This window comes from Promicromonospora soli, from assembly GCF_014653785.1.
Classification (GTDB): Bacteria; Actinomycetota; Actinomycetes; order Actinomycetales; family Cellulomonadaceae; genus Promicromonospora; species Promicromonospora soli.
The window spans coordinates 1-17,702 of the sequence record NZ_BNAS01000004.1; the positions used below are offsets into that span (position 1 = coordinate 1).

Here is a 17,702-nt window from a genome sequence, read left to right on the forward strand (position 1 = left end):
ACGCACACCGTCAGAGCCGCAATCTTCCCGATCACTTCCCTGCCCGGGGCAGTTCCTCAAACTTACCAGGCTCTTTCGGACTTTTCCAAATCCTCGCCGGCCAGCTGGCCAGGAGAATTCTTCGAGTATTCGAAGGAGTTCTGGTATCCCATTTTCGCCATCGTCAGAAGAATGAACTTCGACGATCTGGAGAGGAGGGACGCCTCCCGTGGATCGCGGCGCTAGCCGCTCCATCCACCTCGGAGGCAACCTCTGCAACTTACCCTACCACGCTCCCCGGTGCAAGGACCCTGGTCAGGGTCACTTCACGGGGTGCCGATCTGGCAAGCCCTCGCCAGTTCCAGAGCGCACAAGGCTACTACTAGATCTGGGTTGGTTTCCACCCCGGGACCGGCCAGTCGCGCTTCTCGCGCTTCCTGTCCGTGCCTCCCTGCCGGGCGAACAACGGGAACAGTACACAGCCACCGGCGCACACGCCAAATCGGCCTCCCGGCCGGCCGCGAGCGCCGCGAAACGGCCGATCCACCGCGCCGCGATGTCGCGCCCACCAGCGTGGTCGTCACTCCACGGTGACCGACTTCGCCAGGTTTCGCGGCTTGTCCACGTCATGCCCGAGAGCCAGCGCAGCGTGGTACGCCAGCAGCTGCAAGGGCACGGTGAGGAGCAGCGGGTCGAGCTCCCGCTCGTTGCGGGGCACGTCGATCCGTTCCGCCGCCAGCTCGCCCAGGTCCACGCCGGCGTGCGTCACGACGACGAGCGGGCCGCCGCGGGCGGCGATCTCGTGGAGGGCTGCCACGTTGCGGTCGGTCAGCTCGTCGTCGGGCACGACTGCGACGGTCGGCACCTCCGGCGAGATGAGAGCCAGCGGCCCGTGCTTGAGCTCGGACATCTGGTAGGCCTCAGCGTGCCGGTAGCTGATCTCCTTGAACTTCTGCGCGCCCTCGCGCGCTACCGGATAGCCCCTGACCCGGCCCACGAAGAACAGGCTCTCCGCCGGCGCGAGCGCCGTACCGGCCTGCGCGATCCGCTCCTCCCCCTCGAGCACCTGCTCGATCTGCGCCGGCAGCTTCTGCAGCCCGGCCACGAGCCGGCGTCCGTCGGCGACGGACAGGTCGCGTACGCGCCCGAGCTGGAGCGCCAGCAGCGCGAAGCCCACGAACATCGTGGTGAGCGCCTTGGTAGAGGCGACTGCGATCTCCGGCCCCGCGTGCAGGTAGATCCCGCCGTCGCAGGCCCGCGCTATCGCCGAGCCGACGACGTTGACGAGCCCGATGACCCGCCCGCCCTTGCGCCGGACCTCCTCCACCGCCAGCAGCGTGTCGATGGTCTCGCCGGACTGGCTCACCGCCACGTACAGCGTGTCCGGCTCGATGACCGGGCTGCGGTAGCGGAACTCGCTCGCGGCTTCGGCGTCGGCGGGGATGCGGGCGAGCTCCTCGATGAGCGACGCGCCCATCTGCCCCACGTAGTACGCCGACCCGCAGCCGAGGATCTTGACCCGCCGGACGGCGCGCAGCTCGCGGGCGTCCATCTCGAGCCCGCCCAGGTGTGCCGTGGCGAACCGCTCGTCCAGGCGCCCGCGCAGCGCGCGCTCCACGCTGGCCGGCTGTTCGAGCATCTCGGTATACATGCGCGGACGGCCGTCGATCTGCCCGTGCTCGTAGGCGCTGGGGTCGACGTCGACCTCGCGTGCCGTCGTCTGCGTCCGGGTCAGGTCTCGGCGGAACGTCGTGAAGCCCGACGCCGTGACGGTCGCCAGCTCGCCGTCGGCCAGGTGCGCCACCGTGGTGGTGTGGCGCACGAGCGCCGCCAGGTCGGAGGCGACGAACATCTCCTTCTCCCCCACGCCCACCAGCAGCGGGCTGCCGTTGCGGGCCACCACCACCCGGTCGGGGAAGTCGGCGTGCACTACGGCGAGCCCGTAGGTCCCTTCCACGGCGTCCAGGGCGTCGACGACCTTGCCCTCCAGCGTGTCGGCGTCGGACAGGGCGACGAGGTGGGCGAACACCTCCGTGTCGGTGTCGCTCACGAGCGGCACGCCCTGGTCGGTGAGCCGTGCGCGGAGCGCGGCGGCGTTGTCGATGATGCCGTTGTGCACCACCGCTACCGTGCCGCTCGCGTCCGTGTGCGGGTGGGCGTTGACGTCGGTCGCGGGACCGTGCGTCGCCCATCGGGTGTGGCCGATGCCCACCTGACCGGCCATCCGCTTGGGCAGGATCTCGGCCAGGTCGCGGACCCGCCCGGCGCACTTGGTCACCCGCACCCGGGAGCCGACGACGGCGATGCCCGCCGAGTCGTACCCCCGGTGCTCCAGCCGGCCGAGCGCCTCCACGAGCAACGGGGCCGCGTTCTGGCCGCCGACGTAACCGACGATTCCGCACATGTTCTTGCTCCTTCGAGGGATGTATGGGGCGCTGGGCAGATCGGCCGGCGACGCTGTTCCGGCTCAGCCGTAGATCATCCGGCGCAGCTGCCGCTCGCTGAGCCGGGGCGCCGCGACAACCCGGTGCTCCAGCTCGGCGGCGATGCGCGCGAAGATCTCGGGGTTCTTCGCCCCGTGGGTCTTCAGCTCGGCATGTCGCCGTCGGACGACGTCCTCCACCGGGAGGGCGAAGTACGCCACGACGTCGCCGATCACCCGCGCCGCCTCGGCGGGCGTGAGTCCTGTGGTCGCTGCCACGTGGCCGACGAGGTCGGAAGACGTCTTCATGCCGGTGAGACTGGCCCATCCGGATCCGAAGGGCAACTTCTTGCCCGCTATCGGGCAGATCTGCGCACCGGGTTGTCCGGATATGCGAACGGCGGCCGCCTGCTGATGAGCAGGCGACCGCCGTCGGAACCGGCGCGGCCGGTCACAAGGTCATTCCGACGCCGCGACCGCCAGCGTCTTCTTGCCCCGGCGCAGCACCGCGTACCTTCCGTGGAGCAGGTCCGCGGGGACGAGCGCGGCGTCGTCGGACGTGACCTTCACGTTGTTCACGTAGGCGCCGCCCTCGGCGATCGCGCGGCGCGCGGCGCCCTTCGACGCGACGAGCTCGGACCCGACCAGCAGGTCCACGACCAGGTCGCCGGCCTTGGCCGTCACCCGCGGCAGCTCGGCCACCGCGCCGGCGAGCGTCCGCTCGTCGAGGTCGTCGAGAGAACCGCGGCCGAACAGCGCCTGGCTCGCGGCGATGACGGCCTCGGTCGCCGCCGCGCCGTGCACCAGGGTGGTGACGTCGCCCGCGAGCGCCTTCTGGGCCTCGCGCGCGAACGGCCGCTCGGCCACCTCCGCCTCCAGCGCCTCGATCTCCTCCCGGGTGCGGAAGGTAAAGACCCTGAGGTAGTTCACGACGTCGGCGTCGGCCTGGTTGAGCCAGAACTGGTAGAAGGCGTACGGACTGGTCATCTCCGGGTCGAGCCAGATCGACCCGCCCTCGGACTTGCCGAACTTGGTGCCGTCCGCCTTGGTGATCAGCGGGGTCGTGAGCGCGTGCGCGGTCACTCCCTCGGCCTTGCGGATCAGCTCGACGCCCGCCAGCAGGTTGCCCCACTGATCGTTGCCGCCCAGCTGCAGGGTGATGCCGTGCCGCCGGTACAGCTCGCGGTAGTCCATGCCCTGCAGCACCTGGTAGCTGAACTCGGTGAAGCTGATGCCCTCGTCCGAGCGGAGCCGCCGGGCCACGATGTCCTTCGACAGCATGGTGCTCATGCGGAAGTGCTTGCCGATGTCGCGCAGGAACTCGATGGCCGTCATCGGGGCGGTCCAGTCCAGGTTGTTCACCATCAGCGCGGCGTTCTCGCCCTCGAACGACAGGTGCGGCTCGATCTGCGCGCGGATGCGCTCCACCCAGGACGCGACGATCTCGGGCGAGTTGAGCGTGCGCTCGCCGGAGTCGCGGGGGTCGCCGATGAGGCCCGTCGCGCCGCCGACGAGCAGGTACGGCCGGTGCCCGGCATCCTGCAGCCGGCGCGCGGTGAGGATCTGGACCAGGTTGCCGATGTGCAGCGACGGCGCCGTGGGGTCGAATCCCACGTAGTAGTCCACGGTGCCCTCCGACAGTGCAGAACGCAGCGCGGCCTCGTCGGTGGACTGTGCCACCAGGCCTCGCCATTGCAGCTCGTCGAGGATGTCGGTCACCGTGGTTGCTCCTTGCTTCGTGGGACGCGGCCCGGACGGGCCGCTCGGGGGGCCCTCGTGGACCCGGGGGTCCTAGTCTGCCCGACGGCGGTGGCTGAGCCCGCCTCTATTGCGTCACGGCCCGAGGAAGTGCCGCCGTGCGGGGAGGCGCGCACCATCACGATCGCGACGTCGTCGTCGGCCGTGGCGGACAGCATGGACAGGGCTGTCTGGACGACGGACCCCAGTTCCGCGGTGTGGGTTCCCTCGAGGACACCGGCGAGCTGGTCCAGGCGGGCACTCAAGCGGCTGTCCCGCGTCTCGATCAGCCCGTCCGTGTACAGGACCAGCGTGTCACCGGGGCCGATGTCGACCGCGTGGTCCCGTCGTGGCGTCCCCGGGTCCATGCCGAGCAGCAGGTCGTTGCGGACCGCGAGGATCTCGCACGTGCCGTCGGCGCGGACCAGGATCGGAGGCGGGTGGCCCGCACTGGACCACCGCACCGTGCGGAGCCGGCCCGGCCGTTGTCCGGGCGCCTGTTCGACGCGCGCCACGAGCGCGGTGGCAGTCGCCGTGCTCCCGAGCGCGAGCCCGTCGATGGCCGCGTCGACGCGTTCCAGCACCCTCGCGGGCGTGTCCTGGCTGTCGTACCCGATGGCACGCACAAGGGCGCGGAGCTGACCCATCATGACCGCGGCACCGAGGTCGTGCCCGATCACGTCGCCAATCACCAGGGTCGTGGAACCGTCACGCGTCGCGAACGCGTCGTACCAGTCGCCGCCGATGTCCCGCTCGGCCGCCGCCGGCTGGTAGTGCACGACCACCTCCAGGTCGTCGAACTGCGGCGGATCGGTCAGTACGGCCCGCTGGAGCGCGAGGGACACCTCGGTGGCCCTGGCCCGCTCCTCCTCCAGGCGCAGGGCCCGGAGCCGCAGCGCGTCGTCGTGCTCGCGACGTCGGACGGCGTCGCGCAGCGCCGCGTCGACCGTCGTCGACAGGACCACCATGAAGCGGATGTAGTCCTCGTCCCACGGTCTCACCGCGGTCCCGCGCAGGACGAGGACGGCGAGCGTGCCGGTGTCACGGTCCGACCGCACGGGCTCGACCACCATGCCGTGGGCGACCTGGCGGCGGCCGGAACTGACCGCTCGGACGACGAGGGCCAGCTCGTCCGCCTCCTGGGCCTCCCCGGACTCCACCACGACCTGGGGCCCGCTCACGTCGTAGACCGCCGCACGGGAGATGTCCGGGCTCGCGGACAGCGCCTTGACCACGGGCAGGGCGAACCTCCGCAGGTCCGTGAAGGTCGTCGGCAAGGCTGCGTGCACCCCGCCCAGCGTCGCCAGGCGCCGCTGGTCCACGACCCCGAGCGTCGTCTCGGTCGCGATGTCCAGCACGCCGACGATCCGGCCGTCGTCGTCCCACAAGGGGCTGTAGGAGAAGGTGAAGTAGGTCTCCTCGTCGTACCCCGACCGGTTCATCAGCAGGTACAGGTCACGGCTCAGCGTCGCCTGCCCCGTGGTCAGGACGGCGTCGAACAGCGGGCTGATGTCGTCCCAGATCTCGCCCCAGACCACGCGCGCGGGCGCGCCCAGCGCACCGGGGTGCTTGTCCGAGCCGAGCATCTCGCGGTAGCCGTCGTTGTAGATCATCGTCAGGTCCGGGCCCCAGACCATCATCACCGCGAACCGCGTCGAGAAGCACAGGCGCACGGCGTGGCGCAGCGACTCCGGCCACGAGCTCGGCGGACCCAGCGGCGTGGCGTCCCACGCGACGGTCCGGGCCTCGCGGCCGACCGCGCTGCGCGCGGTCGCGTCCTCGAACCATCCGGCTCTCACAAACAAATGCTAACGAGAACGCCACCCGGACCCAGACTTCGGAGTGGGTGAGAACCGGCGCGTACTGCGTCGGAAGCCCCGCGGACGTCAGCCCGCTGCAATGAGTTCTGGCGCGCATCGTCGTCGAACGTTCCATGGATACCAAAATGCCTCTGCGCCTGGCCGACGCGTCCGGCAGGGTGGACTCATGAACGACGTCGACATGCCCCGCTGGAAGCGGAACGTCGGGCTGTTCCTGACCGGACAGACCATCTCCCTGCTCGGGTCGATGCTGGTGATGTACGCGGTCATGTGGCACCTGACCATCGAGACCCGGTCCGGCTCCGTACTCATGCTGAGCATCGTGTTCGGGATGCTGCCGCAGGCGTTCATGTCGATCTTCGGCGGAGTCTGGGCCGACCGGCACTCCCGCAAGCTCCTGATCATGGGCTCCGACACGACCATCGCCGTGGTCACCCTGGGCCTGGCCCTGCTCATGGTCAGCGGCGTCGACGACCTGTGGGTCATCTACCTGGCGCTGGCGGTCCGTTCGGTGTTCGCGGGCATCCAGACGCCCGCCGTGAGCGCGATGATCCCCCAGATAGCGCCGACCAGTCAGCTGATGCGCGTCAACGGCATGTTCCAGTCGATCCAGTCGGGGATGATGCTGCTCGCTCCCGCCCTGGCCGCCGCGATCTACGCGTCCTTCGACATCGTCGCGGTGTTCTTCGTCGACGCGGCGACCGCGCTCATCGGCGTGGGGATGCTCGCCCTGGTCACCGTGCCGCGGCTGGTGCGGGCCGACGCCGAGGACGGGCCGGTCAGCTACTTCGGCGACCTCGTGGCGGGCGTGCGGTACATCCGTACGAACGCCCCCGTGAAGTGGCTGGTCGCCCTGTTCGCGCTGGTGATGTTCCTGGTCGGGGCGCCGAGCTATCTCACGCCGCTGATGGTCACCCGCACGTTCGGCGACGAGGTGTGGAAGCTGACCGCGAACGAGCTGTTCTGGGGCGGCGGCATGCTGCTGGGCGGCATCATCATGGCCAGCGTGGGACCGCGGATCACCCGCCGCGTGCGGCTCATGGTGGGCTCCGTGCTCACCACGGGCGTGCTGGTCGCCGGACTCGGCATCTCCACGAACATGTGGGTGTTCTTCGTGCTCGGGCTGCTGATCGGCATCACGTTCGCCACCCTCAACACACCGGCGTTCACGATCATCCAGGAGCGCGTGGAGCCCGAGATGCAGGGCCGGGTGTTCGGCTTCTTCGGGATCGTCATGACCGTCGCGATGCCGTTGTCCATGGTCGTCTTCGGCCCGTTGGCGGACCAGTTCTCCGTGGAGACGCTCCTGATCGTGGCGGGAGTCCTGCTGGTCGTGGTGCTGGCGGCGATCCTCGCGGTCCCGGCCGCGCGGCGGTCCCTCGCGCAGGTCGACGTAGCGCCGGAGCCGGTCGCCGAGCCGGTCGCCGAGCCCGCCGCGGCGCAGGTGAACGACCGGCTGTAGACACCGCCGGGCGTAGTGCCCCGGACGGCCGTCCTGTGCCTCACGACACGTTCACCCGCCGCTGCCCGGGTGCGAGTATTGACGGGTTCCGTAGCCGGCAGCCGCGCGTTGGGAAGGTCCCTGTGAGCACCCCGAAGATCTATGCCCTGCACGAGAACCCCGAGTGGTTCCCGCCGTTTGCCGAGGCCTTCGCGGCCGAGGGCGTCGAGTACGAGGAGTGGGTGCTGACCGACGGGGTGCTCGACCTGGACGACGCCCCACCCGAGGGCATCTTCTGGTCCCGCATCTCGGCGAGCAGCCACACGCGCGACCACGGCCTCACCAAGGACTACTCGCGCGCAGTGCTGTCCTGGCTGGAGGCGTACGGCCGCCGCACGGTCAACGGCCGCCGTGTGCTCGAGCTCGAGGTGAGCAAGGTGGACCAGCTCACCGCGCTGCGCGCCGCGGGGATCGACACGCCGCGCACGGTGGCCGCCGTCGGGCGGGACCAGGTGCTGAAGGCCGCGCAGGGGTTCCCCACCCCGTTCGTCACCAAGCACAACCAGGGCGGCAAGGGCCTGGGCGTGCGCAAGTTCGACTCGTTCGAGGACCTCGCCGACTACGTCGCCTCCGACGAGTACGACGAGCCCGTCGACGGCATCACGCTGATCCAGGAGTACGTCGTAGCGGCCGACGGCGGCATCACCCGCGTGGAGATCGTGGGCGGCGAGATGGTCTACGCCGTGCGCGGCGACACCGAGCGCGGCGGGTTCCAGCTCTGCCCCGCGGACGCCTGCGTCATCGACCCGGAGACCGGCCGCCCGATCCCGCCGGCCGGCGCGACCATCTCCATGGCGCCCGACGAGGACTGGGGCCTGTTCTCCGAGCGCGAGGGCTACGACGACCCGGTGGTCGCCAAGTACCTCGAGTTCACGAAGCGGCACGGCATCGAGGTTGCCGGCATCGAGAACATCCGGACCGCCGACGGCCGCGTCCTGACCTACGACGTGAACACCAACACGAACTACAACAGCGACGTCGAGCGGGGCACCGCCAAGTCGGGCCCGCGCGAGATCGTGCGGCACCTGGCCCGCGTGCTGCAGGAGACCTACCCGGCCTGACGACGGCCGAGCTCAGGGACGAACCGGCGCCGGTCGGTAGGCCGACACCGTCGGCTCGCCCGCCAGCCAGAGGCGCCAGGGGAACCGGTCGGCGCTGCCGCCCTCGCCGCTCACGCCCACGCGTGGGCCGGTCCGGACGACGGCGGCGGAGGTCTCGACAGGCTCGACCAGTGAGCGCTCCACCAGCGAAGGCTCGACCGCCGGAGTCTCCAGCACGACGGCACCGTGCGGGTCGGTGACGTCGGCGCCGTCGTCGGACAGGTGCAGACCGAGCGCCACCGTGAGCCGGGCCGGTCCACGCGCGATGTCGCGGTCGGCCCGGACAACTCCTGAGGCGAGGCGACGGGAGCGGGCGAGGTCCGCGCCGTCGACCACCTCGCCCGCCCGGAGCAGCACCGCCGACGCCGTCCCCGGCGGCCCGCACACCACGTTCACGCAGTGGTGCAACCCCAGGTGCCGGTACACGTACAGGTGCCCGGGCTCGCCGAACATCGTCGCGTTCCGCCGGTTCTGACCGCGATAGGCGTGCGAACCCGGGTCGGTCTCGCCGTCGTACGCCTCGACCTCGGTGAGGCGCAGGGAGACGACGCCGTCGGCGGTGCGCCGGGTGAGTGTGGCTCCCAGGAGGTCCCGGGCGACGTCGAGGACGGGCCGGAGGTACCAGTCCCTGTCGGGGACCACGCCAAGGGCGCCTGTCGCTGGATCACGCACCACCCGATCATGCCCGCCCTGGCCGTGGGTTGCGAAAGTCGGTGTGGTCAAGCCTGTCGAGACCTCCATCGGGTCTCGACAGGCTCGACCACCGCGACGTGGTTAGGCGAAGGCGAACACCGGCGGGAAGACGACCACCACGATCACCGCCCACACGGCGTAGGCCGGCAGGTAGCGGGTCTGCCACCGCTCGACCGGGCCGAACGTCCGCGCGCCCCGGAGGAACCCGACCGAGAGCCAGGCCGACCAGGCCAGGTGCACCAGCAGCACGAGGTTCAGGCCCAGAGCTGCCACCTTGTTCGCGCTGAACCCGAACTCGGCGATGCGGGTAAGCATCGCTGTCAGGGCCACCGCGTCGACCGCGAGCGCCGCGATGACGAGGACTACCTGGAGTACGTCGAACAGACCGGGCGGCGCGAGCGCGTCGCGCGCGGAGATCGAGTAGAGCAGCAGGCTCAGGACCAGCACGAGCACCGCGTCCATGAGGATGAGCAGCTCGCGGTCGACGTCGAGCAGGCCGCCGGCCGTCGAGAAGGCTCCGAGGAAGACCAGGAGCATCACGATGGTGAGCGGCGTGAAGACGCGGGTCAGGACCGGCGCGATGTTCTCGACGACGTTCTGCTTGGCCTCGACCAGCCAGGCGGCGACGATGAGCGCGCCGGGCACGGCGAACGGGAGGATCCAGGCCTCGAGGACGGGCTCGAAGTCGACCCCGACCAGCGCGAGCGTGCCGACCGTGAGCCCGATCAGCACGCCGCCGCCCAGGGCAAGCAGGACGTAGTAGATCGCGAGCTCGCCGGTGAAACGGACGTAGTCCATGCGGCGCGCGTCGGACCGCCATCGGCCGCCCGCGTACGCGACCGAGACGAGCGCCCACAGGGCGACTATCGCGTGGCTGGCCGCGAGGAACTCGGTCGAGCCCATGGGCTCGAACGGGTACACGTTCAGCACGACGGCGAGCAGCGCGAACGGGATCAGGAGCGCCGCGGCGACCTGCCAGGTGAGCTTCCGCTTCCAGGCGAAGTAACCGGCGAGGAACGGCAGCACGAGCAGGCCGACGTTGCGCATGATCGCCGTCTCGTCGTCGATCAGCTCGATCCCGGCCTTCACCGCGATGCCGGCGCCGATGGCGAGCGCCAGGACGACGCCGAGCTCACGCCAGGGGTTGGTGCCGCCGTCGGCCCGCTCGGGGACGAGGACGAGCTGCTTCCAGAGCCGGTCGGAGTGCTCGCGTGCGAACTCGCGGGAGACCTCGTCGAGGTTGCCCATGCGCTTCACGGAGACCAGGAACGCCTCGTCGTCGTCGAGCCCGGTGCTGGTCAGGTCGGTCACCTGCTCGCGCAGGTGGTCCTCCATCTCCTCGACGTCGCCGGCCGAGATGGCCCGACGCCGCTGGACGTACCCGCGCCACTGGTCGATCTGGGACTCGAGCTGCTCGTGATCGCTCATCACGCCCACCCCTCCGCCACGGTAGGCGGCATCTGGACGTCCTGCCACACCTGCTTCAGGGCGTCGGCGACGACCGACCACTGCGCCTGCCGTTCGGCAAGTGCCTCCCGGCCCGCACGCGTGATCGCGTAGTGCTTGCGCCGGCGTCCGGCCTCGGACGTGCCCCAGGTCGCCTGCACGTACCCGAGCCGTTCGAGCCGGTGGAGCAGGGGGTAGAGCATGCCGTCGGTCCACTGCATGCGGCCGCCGGAGAGCTCGTTGACGCGCTTGAGGATCGCGTAGCCGTACGACTCGCCGTCGGCCAGGATGCCGAGGACGAGCGGCGTGGCCGAGGCCGCGACCAGGTCCTTGTCGATGTGCACTCAGAATCTCCGATGCCTAGGACTGCTAGGGATTGAACCCTAGCAGAGCAAGGCATGGTTGATCTAGGTGTGGACGGCCGCGCATCCGGCTCTGCCGGTCGGGCTACTCCAGCTCGATGCTCGTGATCGTCACCGGTTGCTTCGGTTGCCCGTTGCCCTCGTTGCTCCCTTGCGCCGCGACCCGTTGAAGGATGTCCATACCTGAGGTGACCTTGCCGAACACGGTGTGCCCGTAGGAGTCCGTGGGGATCTCCGAGTCGCCGTACACGAGGGAGAACTGAGCGGCCGAGTATCCACTGCCGTTGAACCTCATGACGAGACTGCCGACTGGATACACGCCGTCGTCCGGGACGTTCTCCGGCGGCCCGAAGAGGTAGCCCGGATTCCCGTCACCGCTGAATGTGGGGTCCCCGCAGTTGAGACGGTACGGGCCAGCGGTCTGGAGCTCGTGACATCCGGTGCCGTCGTAGTAGCCACCTCGGGCGAGCTCCACGAAGACCGCGACGGCGGTCGGCGCCGAGACCCCATCGAGCTCGACCTCGATGTCGCCCAAGCAGGTCTTCAGCGTGGCGTGCCACTTCCGGTTCTCGGAGGCCGACGCGTCGTCGGGAAGGTCATAGGTCTCCCGAGGCACCCGCACCGGGTCCAGACAGGGGGCCGCGGGGGGAGCGTTGGTGGCGGCCTGGGACGGGTCGGGTTCCGCGTCCGCATCGACGTCAGTGACGCCGGGACTGGTCCCACCGCCCGCCACCACAGGGTCGTCGTCACCCGCCGGAAGCAGCGTCCGAACCAGGAAGAACCCGCCGACCGCGAGCACGAGAACGCCCGCGACAGCCACGGCGGGCCAGATCCATCTGCGGCTGGCCGAGGCCGCGCCAGGCCGTGTCACCGGCGCGGCCGATTGCGCGGCGGACGGCCTCAGCTCCGTCGCGTCCAGCTCGCCCCGGAGATGGGTCTCCGGAGCGGCGACCTGGATGTCCGACGCCGGTGGCGGCACGGCCTGTTCGCTCCGCAGGGGGCCCGCCGGCCGCGCCGGAATCGGCTCCGGACCTGACACACGGACTTGCCCTGATGTGGACTGCCCGGATTGCGCGAGCGACAGCGGCCCGGTCGCACTCCCGGTGCGCTCCGCGATCATCGTCGCGATCCCATCGGTGAGCCACGGCCGGGTCGACGCCGCTCCGGTCATCACCGTCGCCGCATCGCCCGAGTCGGCGAGCCAGTCCAGCACCTCCGGCACCCGGGGCCTGGCCGCCGGATCCTTGGCGAGGCAGGCCATCACCATGGGCTTCAGCTCCTCGGGGACCCCGGTCATATCCGGTTCACCGTGCACCACCCGGTAGACCATGGTCTCCAGCCGGCCGGTCCCGAACGGGTTATGACCCGAGACTGCGAAGGTCAGGACACCACCGAACGAGAACACGTCACCGGCCGCCTCGACGGGTTGCCCGAGCGCCTGCTCCGGCGGCATGTACGCGGGCGTCCCCATCAGGGCGTCAGCACTGGTGAACGACGTCACGTCGAGAGCACGGGTGATACCGAAGTCGATGACACGCGGGCCGTCGGCCGCAATGATGATGTTGGCGGGCTTCAGGTCACGATGCACCAGTCCGGCGGCGTGAATGGCCTGGAGCCCTTCGGCCAGCCCGGCACCGATCGCCAGGACGGCTTCGATGGGCAGCGGGCCGTGCGTGTCGACGGCGGCCTGGAGCGAGGGGCCGTTGATGTAGTTGGTGGCCATCCACGGCCGGTCGGAATCGGTGTCGGCGTCGACCACCTCGGCGGCGTAGAAACCGCCCACCCGCCGCGCGGCGGCGATCTCCCGCTCGAAGCGCTGCCGGAAGTGCGGGTCGGCAGCCAGCTCGCCCCGGATTACCTTGAGCGCGACCTCGCGACCACCGCGGGAACGGCCCAGGTAAACAGCTCCCATACCGCCACGGCCCAGGCGGCCGAGCAGTCGATACGGGCCGATTTCACGAGGGTCGGCGGCCAGGTCCAGAGGTTCCAGGAATGTCACCGGGCAAACCTACCGAAACCGGCCAAGCACGTGTGACGGTTTGGGACCGTAGCAGGCGTCAGGCGCTGACGCCCCGAGCTGGCCAGGCCGATCGTCGCCGTCTGAGAGATGCTGTTCGGGTGAGCCCGCCGAACTTCTGGAGGCACCCGTGAGCGCCATGGTCGCCGTCCGGGGTCTGGGAGCGGGGGGCCGTTCCCGGTGGCCCGCCGGGGCACGACGATCCGTCATCGCCCTTGCGCTCCTCGCCCTCCTGACCGCCTGCGGCGGGTCCGCGGACACCGATGAGGGCTCCGGCACACCGTCGGCGTCGCCCTCTCAGTCCGACACCGGGTCCGGGGGCGCAAGCGGAGGGGATGCCACGCACCTCGCGCCAGGGGAGCTGATCGTGTTCGAGAAGGCCCAGCCCGGAGCCGAGGAGACCGACCTGTACGCGATCGGGCAGGACGGCAAGCCGACGTTGGTGAACAGCCCGGGTAACTACCCGCACTGGTCGCCCGACGGCAGCCAGCTCGCGTTCCTCGCCTGCCTGGACCCGCCCGAGTGCGCCACCGGCGCCGCGCTGTACGACCGCTCGACCGGCGACGTCCGTGGCTTCGTCATGCCGGACCCGGACCTCTTCACCGCTTGCGCGGTATGGGCACCGTCCGGCAAGGAGCTCGCCTGTGAGGGGCTGAGCGACGACGATCCGACGCGGAACGGCGTCTACACCGTCCGCGCTTCGGACGGCAAAGGGCTGAAGCGAATTACCGAGAACACGGGGGGCGGAAACGACTTTCCTCTGGCGTACTCCCCCGACGGCAGTCAGTTACTGATTGATCGCGCGGACCCGTCGGGCGGATCGGCGCGCGCCTTGTTCGTCACGCCGCTCAGTGGTGGCCAGCCCGAGCGAATCACCCCCTGGGGGCTCACCGACGACGTCGCGAGCTGGTCCTCCGACGGTCGAACCATCGTCTTCGGCACTGGCGGGGCCCTGTACCGCGTGAACCCCGACGGACAGGGCTTGACCAGTATCAACCTGCAGCTGCCGGACGGGTCCTCCGGAGCGACCGCCTTCGACGTCGCCTTCTCTCCGGACGGCCAGCGAATCGTCTTCTCCCTCGCCGATCCAGTGCCGGGCATCTACACGGCCAACCTCGACGGCAGCGACGTCAAGCAGCTCACCACCGGTCCGACGGATGGTCACCACTCGACCTGGGGTCCCGCAGTCGACTAGGCCGCCGGCACACCCAAGGAACCAGTCACAGTCACGCGACGACGGCACCCAGGCCGTCCAGCCGCACGTCGGCACGATCCCGGGTGCGCTCGCGCTCGAAGTGGGCCGCCTCGTCCTCCATCCAGCGCAGCCAGTGGTCCCGCGCGTCGTCGCCGTCGCGCGCAAGGCCACGGCGTAGCCGCTCGACGTCGTCCGCCTCGACCCAGATACGGAACGCGCCCAGCGCGTCCACCTGGCGCGCGGCCGCGCCGCAACCCTCCACCACCAGATGGGCCGACGGCGGGACGTCGTGCCACTCCGCCCAGGCGTCCGCGGTCCAGTCGTAGCGCCGATAGCGGGGGCGCTCCCCCGCGCTCATCGGGTCCAGGACCCACGTCCGGAGGTTCGCGGCGCCGCCGTCCGGGCCTGAGGCCCAGCCCTCGTAGAGGTCGTCCATGTGGACCACCGGGGCCTCGAGCGCGTCGCCCAGCTGGGCGGCCAGCGTCGTCTTGCCGGAACCGGCCGGCCCGTCGACGCACACCAATCGCGCGTCGACGGACCGGATCCGGTCCAAGAGCTCCCCAAGGACGGTTGGTGAGACGGTCACGCCCCCGACCCACCCTTTGTTGTGGGCGTGACCGTTGCGACTTCCCGCCCGTTATAGGCGCAAAGTTCGCGCCCACAGCAAGAGAGGGGGGTCACGGCTGGGACCAGAAGCGGTACTCCGTGGAGCGCTCCTTCGCCGACTCGATCTGCTCCCGGACGCGTACCGGGGCGGTGCCGCCCACGGCGTCGCGCGAGGCCAGGGAGCCCTCGACCGACAGCACGCCACGCACCTCGGGCGTGAGGTGCTCGGAGACCTTCGCGAGGTCGTCGTCGGACAGGTCCCAGAGCTCGATGCCGCGCGCCTCGCACTCCTGCACGCAGGAGCCCGCTACCTCGTGCGCCACCCGGAACGGCACGCCCTGCTTGACGAGCCACTCGGCGATGTCGGTGGCGAGCGAGAAACCCTGCGGGGCGAGCTCGGCCATCCGGTCCGTGTCGAAGACCATGGTCCGCACCATGCCCGCGAACGCGGGCAGCACCACCGTGAGCGTCGCTACCTGGTCGAACACCGGCTCCTTGTCCTCCTGCAGGTCGCGGTTGTACGCGAGCGGGAGGCCCTTGAGCGTGGTGAGCAGGCCGGTCAGGTCGCCGATCATGCGCCCGGCCTTGCCGCGGGCGAGCTCGGCGATGTCCGGGTTCTTCTTCTGCGGCATGATCGACGAGCCCGTCGAGTACGCGTCGTCCAGGCGGACGAACCCGAACTCCTTGGTGTTCCAGAGGATGATCTCCTCCGCGAACCGCGAGAGGTCGACGGCGATCATCGCCGCGACGAACGCGAACTCCGCCGCCACGTCGCGCGACGCGGTGCCGTCGATCGAGTTCTCGACGGGGCCGCCCTCCAGGCCCAGGTCCGCGGCCACGGCCGCCGGGTCCAGGCCGAGCGACGAGCCCGCGAGCGCGCCGGACCCGTAGGGCGACTTCGAGGCCCGCACGTCCCAGTCGAGGAAACGGTCGACGTCGCGCAGCAGCGGCCAGGCGTGCGCCAGCAGGTGGTGCGCGAGCAGGACCGGCTGGGCGTGCTGCAGGTGGGTGCGCCCCGGCATGGGGGCGTCACCTGCGGCGACCGCCTGGGTGATCAGCTCGTCCACGAGGTCAAGGACCTGCGTACCGATGGTGCGGGCCTGGTCGCGCAGGTAGAGCCGCACCAGCGTGGCGATCTGGTCGTTGCGGGACCGGCCTGCACGGAGCTTGCCGCCCAGGTCAGGGCCGGCGCGCTCGATCAGGCCGCGCTCCAGTGCGGTGTGCACGTCCTCGTCGTCGAGCACCGGGAGGAAGGCGCCGGAGGCGACGTCCTGCTCCAGCATGTCCAGCGCGTCGATCATCCGGGCGAGCTCCGGCTCGGTGAGCAGGCCCGCGCCCGCCAGGACGCGGGCGTGCGCCTTCGAACCGGCGATGTCGTACGGCGCCAGCTTCCAGTCGAAGTGCGTCGACTGCGACAGCGCGGCGAGCTCCGGCGACGGGCCGCCGGCGAACCGGCCACCCCAGAGGGCTACCTTCTCGCCGGCTTGCGCCCCGACGGTCCTGGGCGCCGGCTGCTCGACGTCCTTCCCCGCGCCGTCGGGACCCGCGCCGCCGAGCCCGTCGTGCTCGCTCACAGCGACCCGACCCCGAGGTCCACGCCGTTGCCGAACTTCTCGTCGCGCGCGGCGGCGAGCTTGGCGGTGAGGCCGTAGATCTCGATGAACCCGCGGGCCTGGGACTGGTCGAACGCGTCGCCCTCGTCGTAGGTGGCGAGGTTGAAGTCGTACAGCGACTGCTCCGAGCGGCGTCCGGTCACGGTGGCCCGGCCGCCGTGCAGCACCATGCGGATGTCGCCCGACACGTACTTCTGGGTGTCGTCGATGAAGACATCGAGCGACTTCTTCAGCGGCGAGAACCACATACCGTCGTACACGAGCTCGCTCCAGCGCTGCTCCACCTGGCGCTTGAACCGGGCCTGCTCGCGCTCCAGGGTGACGTTCTCCAGCTCCTGGTGCGCGGTGATGAGCGCGATCGCACCGGGGGCCTCGTAGATCTCGCGGGACTTGATGCCCACGAGGCGGTCCTCGACGATGTCGATGCGGCCGACACCCTGCGCACCGGCGCGGCGGTTCATCTCCTGGATGGCCTGCAGCGGGGTCACCGAGACGCCGTCGAGCGCCACCGGGACGCCCTGCTCGAAGGTGATGATCACCTCGTCCGCCACCGGCGGGAACGTCGGGTCGTCCGTGTAGGAGTAGACGTCCTTGGTGGGCTCGTTCCAGATGTCCTCGAGGAAGCCCGTCTCCACGGCGCGGCCCCACACGTTCTGGTCGATCGAGAACGGGTTGTTCTTCGTGGTCGCGATCGGGAGATCGTTGCGCTCCGCGTACTCGATGGCCTTCTCGCGGGTCAGGGCGAGGTCACGCACGGGCGCGATCGACTTCAGGTCGGGGGCGAGCGAGGTGGTGGCCACCTCGAACCGGACCTGGTCGTTGCCCTTGCCGGTGCAGCCGTGCGCCACGGTGGAGGCACCGAACTGGCGGGCAGCGCGCACCATGTGCTTCACGATGACGGGGCGCGAGATGGCGGAGACCAGCGGGTAGCGGTCGAGGTACATGCCGTTGGCCCGCAGCGCGGGCATGCAGTACTCCGCGGCGAACTCGTCGCGCGCATCGGCGACGTACGCCTCGACGGCGCCGCAGTCCAGCGCGCGCTTGCGGATGACGTTCATGTCCTCGCCGCCCTGGCCGACGTCGACGGCCACGGCAACCACCTCGGCCCCAGTGGCCTCGGCGATCCAGCCGATGGCGACGGAGGTGTCCAGGCCGCCCGAGTAGGCGAGCACGACGCGTTCAGTCATGATTGACGATCTCTTTCCGATGGT

The 17,702-nt window shown here is 70.3% G+C and carries 15 protein-coding genes; 4 read left to right on the forward strand and 11 right to left on the reverse strand.

Going from position 1 to position 17,702, the window contains the following annotated elements:
• Positions 1-225 (forward strand): hypothetical protein (locus IE250_RS24555; RefSeq protein WP_229872426.1); only part of this gene is annotated, 225 nt, incomplete at its 5' end.
• Between the two features lie 334 nt (positions 226-559).
• Here the strand turns inward: IE250_RS24555 and glmS are convergent.
• The 4 genes from glmS to IE250_RS13145 all read right to left on the reverse strand — a co-directional run bounded on the left by glmS (position 560) and on the right by IE250_RS13145 (position 5,937).
• Positions 560-2,383: a glutamine--fructose-6-phosphate transaminase (isomerizing) gene (glmS, locus tag IE250_RS13130; protein ID WP_189669763.1), complete on the reverse strand. Its 1,824-nt coding sequence runs from the start codon at positions 2,381-2,383 to the stop codon at positions 560-562.
• A gap of 63 nt (positions 2,384-2,446) precedes the next feature.
• Positions 2,447-2,710 carry a hypothetical protein gene (locus IE250_RS13135; protein ID WP_189669764.1) on the reverse strand — a complete coding sequence of 88 codons (264 nt, stop codon included), beginning with the start codon at positions 2,708-2,710 and terminating at the stop codon, positions 2,447-2,449.
• A 150-nt stretch (positions 2,711-2,860) separates the two neighbouring features.
• Entirely contained in the window at positions 2,861-4,120 is a 1,260-nt protein-coding gene (gene tyrS, locus IE250_RS13140; protein ID WP_189669765.1) for a tyrosine--tRNA ligase, read from the reverse strand.
• The gene (locus IE250_RS13145; protein WP_189669766.1) at positions 4,117-5,937 is read right to left on the reverse strand and encodes a PP2C family protein-serine/threonine phosphatase; all 1,821 of its coding nucleotides are present in this window, start codon (positions 5,935-5,937) and stop codon (positions 4,117-4,119) included. Before IE250_RS13145 ends, tyrS begins: the two co-directional genes overlap by 4 nt.
• A gap of 187 nt (positions 5,938-6,124) precedes the next feature.
• Between IE250_RS13145 and IE250_RS13150 the strand changes: the two genes are divergently transcribed.
• Both IE250_RS13150 and IE250_RS13155 read left to right on the forward strand, forming a co-directional pair.
• On the forward strand, positions 6,125-7,420 hold the full coding sequence (locus tag IE250_RS13150; RefSeq protein ID WP_189669767.1) for an MFS transporter: 1,296 nt from the start codon (positions 6,125-6,127) through the stop codon (positions 7,418-7,420).
• 122 nt (positions 7,421-7,542) lie between these two features.
• Complete coding sequence (locus IE250_RS13155; RefSeq protein WP_189669768.1) at positions 7,543-8,520, forward strand: ATP-grasp domain-containing protein; 978 nt, start codon at positions 7,543-7,545, stop codon at positions 8,518-8,520.
• Positions 8,521-8,532: 12 nt separating this feature from the next.
• Here IE250_RS13155 and IE250_RS13160 read toward each other — a convergent pair whose 3' ends face one another.
• The 4 genes from IE250_RS13160 to IE250_RS13175 form a co-directional block, all read right to left on the reverse strand.
• Positions 8,533-9,231 (reverse strand): DNA-3-methyladenine glycosylase, encoded by a 699-nt coding sequence (locus tag IE250_RS13160; RefSeq protein WP_229872427.1) that lies wholly within the window; start codon positions 9,229-9,231, stop codon positions 8,533-8,535.
• Positions 9,232-9,333: 102 nt separating this feature from the next.
• Positions 9,334-10,680, reverse strand: a complete 1,347-nt coding sequence (locus tag IE250_RS13165; RefSeq protein WP_189669770.1) for a permease prefix domain 1-containing protein — start codon at positions 10,678-10,680, stop codon at positions 9,334-9,336.
• Positions 10,680-11,042, reverse strand: coding sequence for a PadR family transcriptional regulator (locus IE250_RS13170; protein WP_189669771.1), 363 nt, complete (start codon positions 11,040-11,042; stop codon positions 10,680-10,682). Before IE250_RS13170 ends, IE250_RS13165 begins: the two co-directional genes overlap by 1 nt.
• 103 nt (positions 11,043-11,145) lie before the next feature.
• The gene (locus IE250_RS13175) at positions 11,146-13,059 is read right to left on the reverse strand and encodes a protein kinase domain-containing protein (protein ID WP_189669772.1); all 1,914 of its coding nucleotides are present in this window, start codon (positions 13,057-13,059) and stop codon (positions 11,146-11,148) included.
• A gap of 148 nt (positions 13,060-13,207) precedes the next feature.
• On the opposite strand from IE250_RS13175, the gene IE250_RS13180 reads away from it, so the two are divergent.
• A complete protein-coding gene (locus IE250_RS13180) occupies positions 13,208-14,272 on the forward strand; it encodes a TolB-like translocation protein (protein WP_189669773.1) in 1,065 nt (354 codons plus the stop codon).
• A gap of 31 nt (positions 14,273-14,303) precedes the next feature.
• On the opposite strand, the gene IE250_RS13185 is transcribed toward IE250_RS13180, so the two are convergent.
• From IE250_RS13185 to IE250_RS13195, 3 genes are all read right to left on the reverse strand, one after another.
• Complete coding sequence (locus IE250_RS13185) at positions 14,304-14,858, reverse strand: AAA family ATPase (protein ID WP_189669774.1); 555 nt, start codon at positions 14,856-14,858, stop codon at positions 14,304-14,306.
• A gap of 91 nt (positions 14,859-14,949) precedes the next feature.
• Positions 14,950-16,452 carry an argininosuccinate lyase gene (gene argH, locus IE250_RS13190; RefSeq protein WP_189669775.1) on the reverse strand — a complete coding sequence of 501 codons (1,503 nt, stop codon included), beginning with the start codon at positions 16,450-16,452 and terminating at the stop codon, positions 14,950-14,952.
• Complete coding sequence (locus tag IE250_RS13195; RefSeq protein WP_189669776.1) at positions 16,449-17,678, reverse strand: argininosuccinate synthase; 1,230 nt, start codon at positions 17,676-17,678, stop codon at positions 16,449-16,451. The genes argH and IE250_RS13195 overlap by 4 nt, the downstream gene beginning before the upstream one ends.
• Positions 17,679-17,702: the final 24 nt, after the last annotated feature.